6 protein-coding genes are annotated in these 8023 nt (G+C 68.1%); 4 read left to right on the forward strand and 2 right to left on the reverse strand.

All coding sequences use genetic code 11. From position 1 onward, the window contains the following. The 3 genes from QOC69_RS09845 to QOC69_RS09855 all read left to right on the forward strand — a co-directional run. A partial coding sequence (locus QOC69_RS09845; RefSeq protein ID WP_526438843.1) for an NAD-glutamate dehydrogenase occupies positions 1 to 4040 on the forward strand: 4040 nt, incomplete at its 5' end. Continuing rightward, positions 4037 to 4483, forward strand: a complete 447-nt coding sequence (locus QOC69_RS09850) for an acyl-CoA thioesterase (protein WP_526438845.1) — start codon at positions 4037 to 4039, stop codon at positions 4481 to 4483. The genes QOC69_RS09845 and QOC69_RS09850, both read left to right, overlap by 4 nt. After that, positions 4480 to 5166 carry a DUF8185 domain-containing protein gene (locus QOC69_RS09855; RefSeq protein WP_526438847.1) on the forward strand — a complete coding sequence of 229 codons (687 nt, stop codon included), beginning with the start codon at positions 4480 to 4482 and terminating at the stop codon, positions 5164 to 5166. The genes QOC69_RS09850 and QOC69_RS09855 overlap by 4 nt, the downstream gene beginning before the upstream one ends. Here the strand turns inward: QOC69_RS09855 and QOC69_RS09860 are convergent. After that, the gene (locus tag QOC69_RS09860; protein WP_526438849.1) at positions 5163 to 6731 is read right to left on the reverse strand and encodes a glycoside hydrolase family 13 protein; all 1569 of its coding nucleotides are present in this window, start codon (positions 6729 to 6731) and stop codon (positions 5163 to 5165) included. The two genes, QOC69_RS09855 and QOC69_RS09860, sit on opposite strands and share 4 nt — an antisense overlap. Positions 6732 to 6752: 21 nt before the next feature. Then, entirely contained in the window at positions 6753 to 7148 is a 396-nt protein-coding gene (locus QOC69_RS09865; RefSeq protein WP_526438851.1) for a globin, read from the reverse strand. A 142-nt stretch (positions 7149 to 7290) separates the two neighbouring features. On the opposite strand from QOC69_RS09865, the gene QOC69_RS09870 reads away from it, so the two are divergent. Further along, entirely contained in the window at positions 7291 to 7941 is a 651-nt protein-coding gene (locus QOC69_RS09870) for an HNH endonuclease signature motif containing protein (RefSeq protein ID WP_526438853.1), read from the forward strand. Positions 7942 to 8023: the final 82 nt, after the last annotated feature.

Consider the following 8023-nt stretch of genomic DNA (forward strand, 5'->3'; position numbering starts at 1 on the left):
AGCTGACCGGCCCCGACGATCTGCTGGTCCTCGCGCAGGCCACCATGCCGAGCTTCCTGCGCTACGGCGCGTACCCGTACATCGTGGTGGTCCGCGAGACCTTCGGCGGGCAGGGCCAGGCCGTGGAACACCGGTTCGTCGGGCTGTTCACCGTGGCCGCGACGAACGCCAACGTGCTCGAGATCCCGCTGATCTCGCGGCGCGTCAACGAAGCCCTGGCGTTGGCGCAGGGCGACCCCAGCCATCCCGGGCAGCTGATGCTGGACATCATCCAGACCATCCCGCGCTCGGAACTCTTCGCCCTCGGCGCCCGCGATCTGCTGGACATGGCCAAGGCGGTGGTCGATCTCGGCTCGCGGCGGCGTGCGCTGCTGTTCCTGCGGGCCGACCAGCTCGCTCACTTCGTGTCCGCCCTGGTGTATCTGCCGCGGGACCGCTATACCACCGCGGTCCGGCTCGAGATGCAGGATATCCTGGTCCGCGAGCTCGGCGGCGTCAGCATCGAGTACACCGCGCGGGTCAGTGAATCCCCTTGGGCGGTCGTGCACTTCACCGTTCGACTGGCCGAGGGCTCTCGTCCGGCCGACGTCGACACGTCACTGAGCAACGAGACCAGGATCCAGAACCTGCTGACCGAGGCCGCCCGCACCTGGGGCGACCGGTTGATCGGCGCGGTGAAGTTGGGATCGATCAGCCAGGCCCATGCCGAGCACTACGCCGCCGCGTTCCCCGAGGTGTACAAGCAGGCCTTCGCCCCGTTGGACGCCATCACTGACATCGCGATCGTCGAAGAGTTGCAGGACAATTCGGTCAAGCTGGTGTACTCCGAGGGCCGCGAAGGCCAGACCGCCCAGCTCACCTGGTACGTGGGTGGACGATCGGCGTCCCTGAGCGAGTTGCTGCCGATGCTGCAGTCGATGGGCGTGGTGGTGCTCGAGGAGCGGCCCTTCACCGTCACCCGGCCCGACGGCCTGCCGGTGTGGATCTACCAGTTCAAGATCGCGGTGCGGCGGGCCTTTCGCGACGAGCGGCCCGCGGAGCGCGAAGCCACTGCCGGCCGGATCGCCGATGCCCTCACCGCCATCTGGCAGGGTCGCGTCGAGATCGACCGGTTCAACGAGTTGGTGCTGCGGGCGGGGCTGACCTGGCAGCAGGTGACCGTGCTGCGCAGCTACGCGAAGTACCTGCGGCAGGCCGGTTTTCCCTACAGCCAGTCGCACATCGAGACGGTGGTCAACGACAACGCGGGCACCGCACGCGCGCTGGTCGAATTGTTCGAGGCACTGTTCGACCCATCGGAGGCCGCCCAGCACGACGCGTCCGCGGCGGCCGCCGCCGTTGCGGCCGGCATCGACGCATTGGTCAGCCTGGACACCGACCGCGTACTGCGCGCATTCGCCGCGATGATCCAGGCGACGCTGCGCACCAACTACTTCGTCACCAGGGCCGGTTCGGCGCGCGAGCAGAACGTCTTGTCGGTCAAGCTCAATCCGGGGCTGATCGACGAATTGCCGCTGCCCAGGCCGAAGTACGAGATCTTCGTCTATTCACCTCGGGTCGAAGGCGTACACCTGCGGTTCGGCAATGTCGCGCGCGGCGGCCTGCGCTGGTCGGACCGTCGCGAGGACTTCCGCACCGAAGTCCTCGGGCTGGTCAAGGCCCAGGCCGTGAAGAACGCCGTCATCGTGCCCGTCGGCGCCAAGGGCGGTTTCGTGTTGAAGAACCCGCCCGCGCCCACCGGCGACGCGGCCGCCGACCGCGACGCCCAGCGCGCCGAGGGCGTGGCGTGCTACCGGCTTTTCATCGGTGGCCTCCTCGACGTCACCGACAACGTCGACACCGCCACCGGTGCCGTCGTCGCACCCGACGGCGTGATCCGCCGCGATGGCGATGACGCCTACCTCGTCGTCGCCGCGGACAAGGGCACCGCCACCTTCTCCGACATCGCCAACGACGTCGCCAAGTCCTACGGGTTCTGGCTGGGTGATGCATTCGCCTCCGGCGGGTCCGTGGGCTATGACCACAAGGCGATGGGCATCACCGCCAAGGGCGCCTGGGAATCGGTGAAGCGGCACTTCCGCGAGATGGGCGTCGACACCCAGTCGCAGGACTTCACCGTCGCCGGGGTCGGCGACATGAGTGGTGACGTGTTCGGCAACGGCATGTTGCTGTCCAAGCACATTCGGCTCGTCGCGGCCTTCGATCACCGCCACATCTTCCTCGACCCCAACCCCGACGCGGCCAGCTCGTGGGTCGAGCGCCAGCGGATGTTCGAGCTGCCGCGGTCCAGCTGGGACGACTACGACCGCGCGCTCATCAGCGAGGGTGGCGGCGTGTTCAGCAGGGAGCAGAAGTCGATCCCGATCAGCGCGCAGGTGCGCGACGCCCTTGGGCGGCCCGACGACGTCGAGGAGATGACGCCGCCCGCGTTGATGAAGGCGATCATGCTGGCGCCGGTGGACCTGTTCTGGAACGGCGGCATCGGCACCTACATCAAGGCGGAGACCGAATCGGACGCCGAGGTCGGAGACCGCGCCAACGACGCCGTGCGGGTGAATGGAAACCAGATGCGCGCCAAGGTGATCGGGGAGGGCGGCAACCTCGGCGTGACGCAGCGCGGGCGCATCGAGTTCGACCTGGCCGGCGGACACGTCAACACCGACGCGCTGGACAACTCGGCGGGCGTCGACTGCTCCGACCACGAGGTCAACATCAAGATCCTGGTCGACTCGCTGGTCACCGCGGGCAAGGTGACCGCTGCTGAACGCACCGACCTGTTGATGTCGATGACCGACGAGGTCGGGCTTCTGGTGCTCGAGGACAACGCCGGCCAGAACGACCTGATGGGCACCAGTCGGGCCAACGCGGCCAGCCTGCTCACGGTGCACGCCCGCCAGATCAAGGACATGGTCGCCGACCGCGGCCTCAACCGCGAACTCGAGGCCTTGCCTGCGGAGAAGGAGATACGCAGGCGCACCGATGTGGGCCTCGGCCTGACGTCACCCGAACTCGCGACGCTGATGGCGCATGTGAAACTTGCGCTCAAGGACGAGCTGCTGTCCGGCGAACTGCCCGATCAGGAGGTGTTCGCCGCCCGGCTGCCCCACTACTTCCCGGTCCAGCTGCGCGACCGGTTCGGCCCGGAAATCCGCACTCATCAACTGCGCCGGGAGATCGTGACCACCATGCTGGTCAACAATCTCGTCGACATCAGCGGGATCACCTACGCCTACCGGATCACCGAGGACGTCGGCGTCGGGCCGTTGGACGCGGTGCGCAGTTACGCCGCCACCGACGCGATCTTCCGCGTCGGCGAGGTGTGGATGCAGATTAGGGAAGCGGGCGCGGCCGGGGTGCCTGTCGCGGTGACCGATCGGATGACGCTGGACCTGCGTCGCCTCATCGACCGCGCAGGCCGCTGGCTGCTCAACTACCGGCCCCAACCGTTGGCCGTCGGCGCGGAGATCAACCGCTTCGCCGCGACCGTGGCGGCGCTGACGCCGCGGATGTCGGAGTGGCTGCGCGGCGACGACCGCAACATCGTCACCAAGCAGACGGCCGAGCTGACCGACAAGGGCGTGTCCCAGGACCTCGCCTACATGGTCTCCACCGGGCTCTACCAGTACAGCCTGCTCGACGTCATCGACATTGCCGACATCCTGGAGCGCGACCCCGCCGAGGTGGCCGACACGTACTTCGCGCTGATGGACCACCTCGGCACGGACGGACTGCTCACCGCGGTGTCCGCGCTGGTCCGTGACGACCGGTGGCATTCGTTGGCGCGCTTGGCGATTCGCGATGACATCTACGGGTCGTTGCGCGCGTTGTGCGTCGACGTGCTGGCCGTTGGCGAGCCCGACGAGACCGGCGAGCAGAAGATCGAGGAATGGGAGCTGACGAACAGCTCGCGGGTGGCGCGGGCCCGCCGCACACTCACTGCGATCTACACCGAAGGCCAGCATGACCTCGCGACGTTGTCGGTGGCGGCGCGGCAGATCCGCAGCATGACCAGGACGAGCGGCACGGGTACCACTACGTGACGGGTGAGCCGCTTGCGCGAAGAACAGACGGCTCAGCGCGCTTTGTCACGCCGGTACCGGTGCGCTGGTCGGACATCGACATGTACCAGCACGTCAATCACGCGACGATGGTGACCATCCTGGAGGAAGCCCGCGTCCCGTTCCTGGCCACGCCGTTCGCCAACGACTTCGCCACCACCGGGCTGCTGATCGCCGAGGTCAAGGTGACCTACAAGGGTCAACTGCGGCTGGCGGATTCGCCTCTGCAGGTGACCATTTGGGTGAACCGGCTGCGTGCCGTCGACTTCACCCTCGGCTACGAGGTGCGCTCGGTGCTCGCCGATCCGGATTCCAAGCCGGCCGTCATCGGCGAGAGTCAGCTGGCGGCGTTCGACATCGAAGCGCAGAAGCTGGTGCGGCTGGCCCCGCACCACCGGGAGTATCTGCAGCGTTATCAGCGATGACGTCCGGGCCGGAACGCGGGCTGTGGCTTGAGGACGCCGTGCACCGCGAAGACCTCAGCACCTTCATCGACGCCGCATTGCGCCTCGACGACGCCAGCGTGATCCGGTTGCGCGAACGCCCGGGCGGGCAGGTGGTCGCCTGGCTCGCCACCGGATTCGACGTACTGGCCAGCCGCGTCGTCGGCGGCCGGGTGCGCCCGGCCGACCTCTCCGCCGCGGCCGATGCGCTGGCCCGCGCGTTGCCCGCCATGGACCGTTCGGGTTACGTGGATCCCGGGTTCGCGATGGACTCGGCGTGGCGCGGCGCGCTGCCACCGGACAGCGGGTTCGTCCACCTCGACGACGTGCCCGCCCGGGTGGTTCTCGACCTCGCGCAACGCGGGGTCGCGTTGGCCAAGGAGCACAGCAGCGCGCACGGCCCGCCGGCGTCGTTGTTGGAGCAGGAGGTCGTCGCCGTCCGTTCCGGCGGCACCGAGGTCGGCATTCCCATGCGATGCGTATTCGCCCTGACCGCAATGGGATTCCTGCCGCAGTCGAGAACCTCGGGCGACGAATTCGCGCCGGAGTCGGTGGCGGCCGACGAGGTGGTGCGCGTGCGGGTACTCCCGGCCTGGCTGCGCATCGACGCGCGGTTCGGCACCGTGTACCGCAGGCGCGGCGACCCGGCCGTGGTGCTGCGCTAGCGGATCCAGGCCGCGGCGTCGGGTGGCAGCGCGCCGTCCAGCAGCGCTTCGCTGGCGATCAGCAACTCGCCGTCGGGCAGTGGCACCGGGCGGGTTCCGGCGTTCAGCACGCACGTCACGCCGTCGGCGCCCCGGAATGCCAGCACGCCCTCCGGTGTCTCCTGCCACTGGACGCCGTCGCCGAGATCGATTCGGCCGTGGCGCAATTCGATGGCACGGCGGAACAGCGACAGCGTCGAACCGGGCACGCCGTCCTGCTTCTCGACCGTCAACGCCGACCAGTCCGGCGGCATCGGCAGCCAGGTGTCCGCGGTGTCGGAGAAACCGAACGGGGGATCCTCGCCCGTCCACGGCATCGGCACCCGGCAGCCGTCGCGCCCGCGCTCCTCGTGATGGGAGCGTTCCCAGGTGGGGTCCTGCAACACCTCGTCGGGCAGCTCGACGTTCGGCAGGCCCAACTCCTCGCCGTTGTACACGAACACCGTCCCCGGTAGTGCAAGCATCACCAGCGCCATCGCCTTGGCCCGGGCCAAGCCCGGCGCACCGCCGCCGTAGCGGCTGACCTCGCGCACGACGTCGTGATTGGACAGGCACCAGGTCGGCGTCGAGTCGGCGAGTTCGGCTGCAGCCAAGGAGTTTTCGATGGCCTCCCGAATCCCGGCAGCATCGAACTTCGCCCGTACCAGGCGAAAGTTGAATCCGAGGTGAAGCTCGTCGGGACGTAGGTACTTGGCGAAGTCGTCGTTGTCGAACACCCAGATCTCGCCGATGGTGACGGCCTCGGGGTAACGGTCGAGCACGGTGCGGACGCTGCGGTGGATGTCGTGCACGCCGTCGTGGTTGAACCGAGGGTCGTCGTCGTCGAGGGTGAGCATCGGCAGGTTGGGGTTCTTCATGTCGGGCAGCCCAGGCGGCTTGGCCATGCCATGCGCGACGTCGATGCGGAATCCGTCGACGCCCCGGTCCAGCCAGAACCGCAGCGTCTTCTCCAGGTCCTCGAAGATCTCGGGGTTCTCCCAGTTGAGGTCCGGCTGCTCGGCGTCGAACAGGTGCAGGTACCACTGGCCCGGGTTGCCGTCCGGCTCCTCGACCCGCGTCCACGCCGGGCCGCCGAACACCGACACCCAGTTGTTCGGCGGGTGCACGCCGCCGGGTCCCCGGCCGTCGCGGAAGATGTAGCGCTCGCGCTGCGCGGTGCCCGGGCCTGCCGCCAGCGCGGCCTGAAACCACGGATGCTGCGAACTGGTGTGGTTGGGGACGAGATCCATCGTGATCTTGATGCCGCGGGCGTGCGCCGCGTCGATCAGGCGGTCCAGCGCACCGATGCCGCCGAACAGCGGGTCGACGTCGCGCGGGTCGGCGACGTCGTAACCGTGGTCGGCCATCGGCGACACCATCACCGGGTTCAGCCACAGCGCGTCGACGCCGAGGCCGCTCAGATAGTCGAGCCCGGCCGTCACTCCGTCTAGGTCGCCGACACCGTCACCGTTGTTGTCGCGGAAGGATCGCGGATACACCTGATAGAAGACGGCGCGGGACCACCACGCCTCGCGGGAGTTGGTCACGTCCGCCCATCATGCCGGAACTTAGAACGTCGAGTTGACCATCGATTGTGCGGCCATCTCCAGGTACTGCAACAAGGCCCTGCGGTGTTCGTCGTCGAGGGTCTGCGCGTCGACTTCGGCGATCGCGGTGTGCATGCAGCGCAGCCAGGCGTCGCGCTCCAGGAAGCCGATCCGGAACGGCGCGTGCCGCATCCGCAGCCGGGGGTGCCCACGCTGATCCGAGTACGTGCGCGGCCCGCCCCAGTACTGCTCGAGGAACATCCGCAGCCGTAGCTCGGCCCCGTCGAGGTCGTCGGCGGGGTATATCGGGCGCAGGATCTCGTCCTCGCGTACGAGCTGGTAGAACCGCGACACGATGGCGTTGAAGGTCTCGGCGCCACCGATCTCCTCGTAGAACGACCGCTGAACGTCAGTCACGGCTCCATTGTCCACTGAGCGTCGGTAGCCTCGGCAAAGGCGGTCTCCGTCACTCGACGTTCACCAGACTGACCAGCGAACACGGTAGGAATTGTCGTGCAGTCGGCACCGATCCGTGGTGGACTATCTCCTCGGAGGACGTATGTCGCAGCGAAAGAGTCGCGGCCACCGACAACATGGGACCGCGGTGGGTCTAACGGGCCCGTCGATCGGTCCTGCCCAGACACCGCCCCTGCACGGTGTCGAAACGTCTCCACCCAGCAACCCGGCGTCCATCTGGGGTCGCCGTCGGGTGCTGTTGCTCAACTCCACCTACGAACCGTTGACGGCGCTGCCAGTGCGGCGCGCGGTGATCATGCTGATGTGCGGCAAGGCCGACGTCGTGCACGACGATCCGTCCGGTCCGGTGATCCACTCGGCCACCCGCACGATCGTCGTGCCCTCGGTGATCCGACTGCGTTCCTTCGTGCGGGTGCCCTACCGCGCCCGCGTCCCGATGACACGTGCGGCGCTGATGCACCGCGACCGGTTCCGCTGCGCCTACTGCGGCGCGAAGGCCGACACCGTCGACCACGTGGTGCCGCGCAGCCGCGGCGGCGACCACTCCTGGGAGAACTGCGTGGCCGCCTGCGCGACGTGCAACCACCGCAAGGCCGACCACATGCTCGCCGATCTGGGCTGGTCGCTGCGATCGGTGCCGCTGCCGCCGAAAGGACAGCACTGGCGGCTGCTGTCGTCGGTCAAGGAGCTCGACCCCGCCTGGGTGCGATACCTGGGTGAGGGCGCGGCCTGAACGATGTTTGCGATACGGTTTCCGTCGTGAGCACAGCTTTGGCCCATTCGCTGTTGGGCGGCGTTCCGCTATTACTCCTGCT

The sequence above is a fragment of the Mycobacterium sp. genome (assembly GCF_032162105.1).
GTDB lineage: Bacteria > Actinomycetota > Actinomycetes > Mycobacteriales > Mycobacteriaceae > Mycobacterium.

Excerpts from the sequence above, each read along its gene's own strand:
- QOC69_RS09870 (WP_526438853.1), top strand. The coding sequence starts at position 7,291 with ATGTCGCAGCGAAAGAGTCGCGGCCACCGACAACATGGGACCGCGGTG.
- QOC69_RS09855 (WP_526438847.1), top strand. The coding sequence starts at position 4,480 with ATGACGTCCGGGCCGGAACGCGGGCTGTGGCTTGAGGACGCCGTGCAC.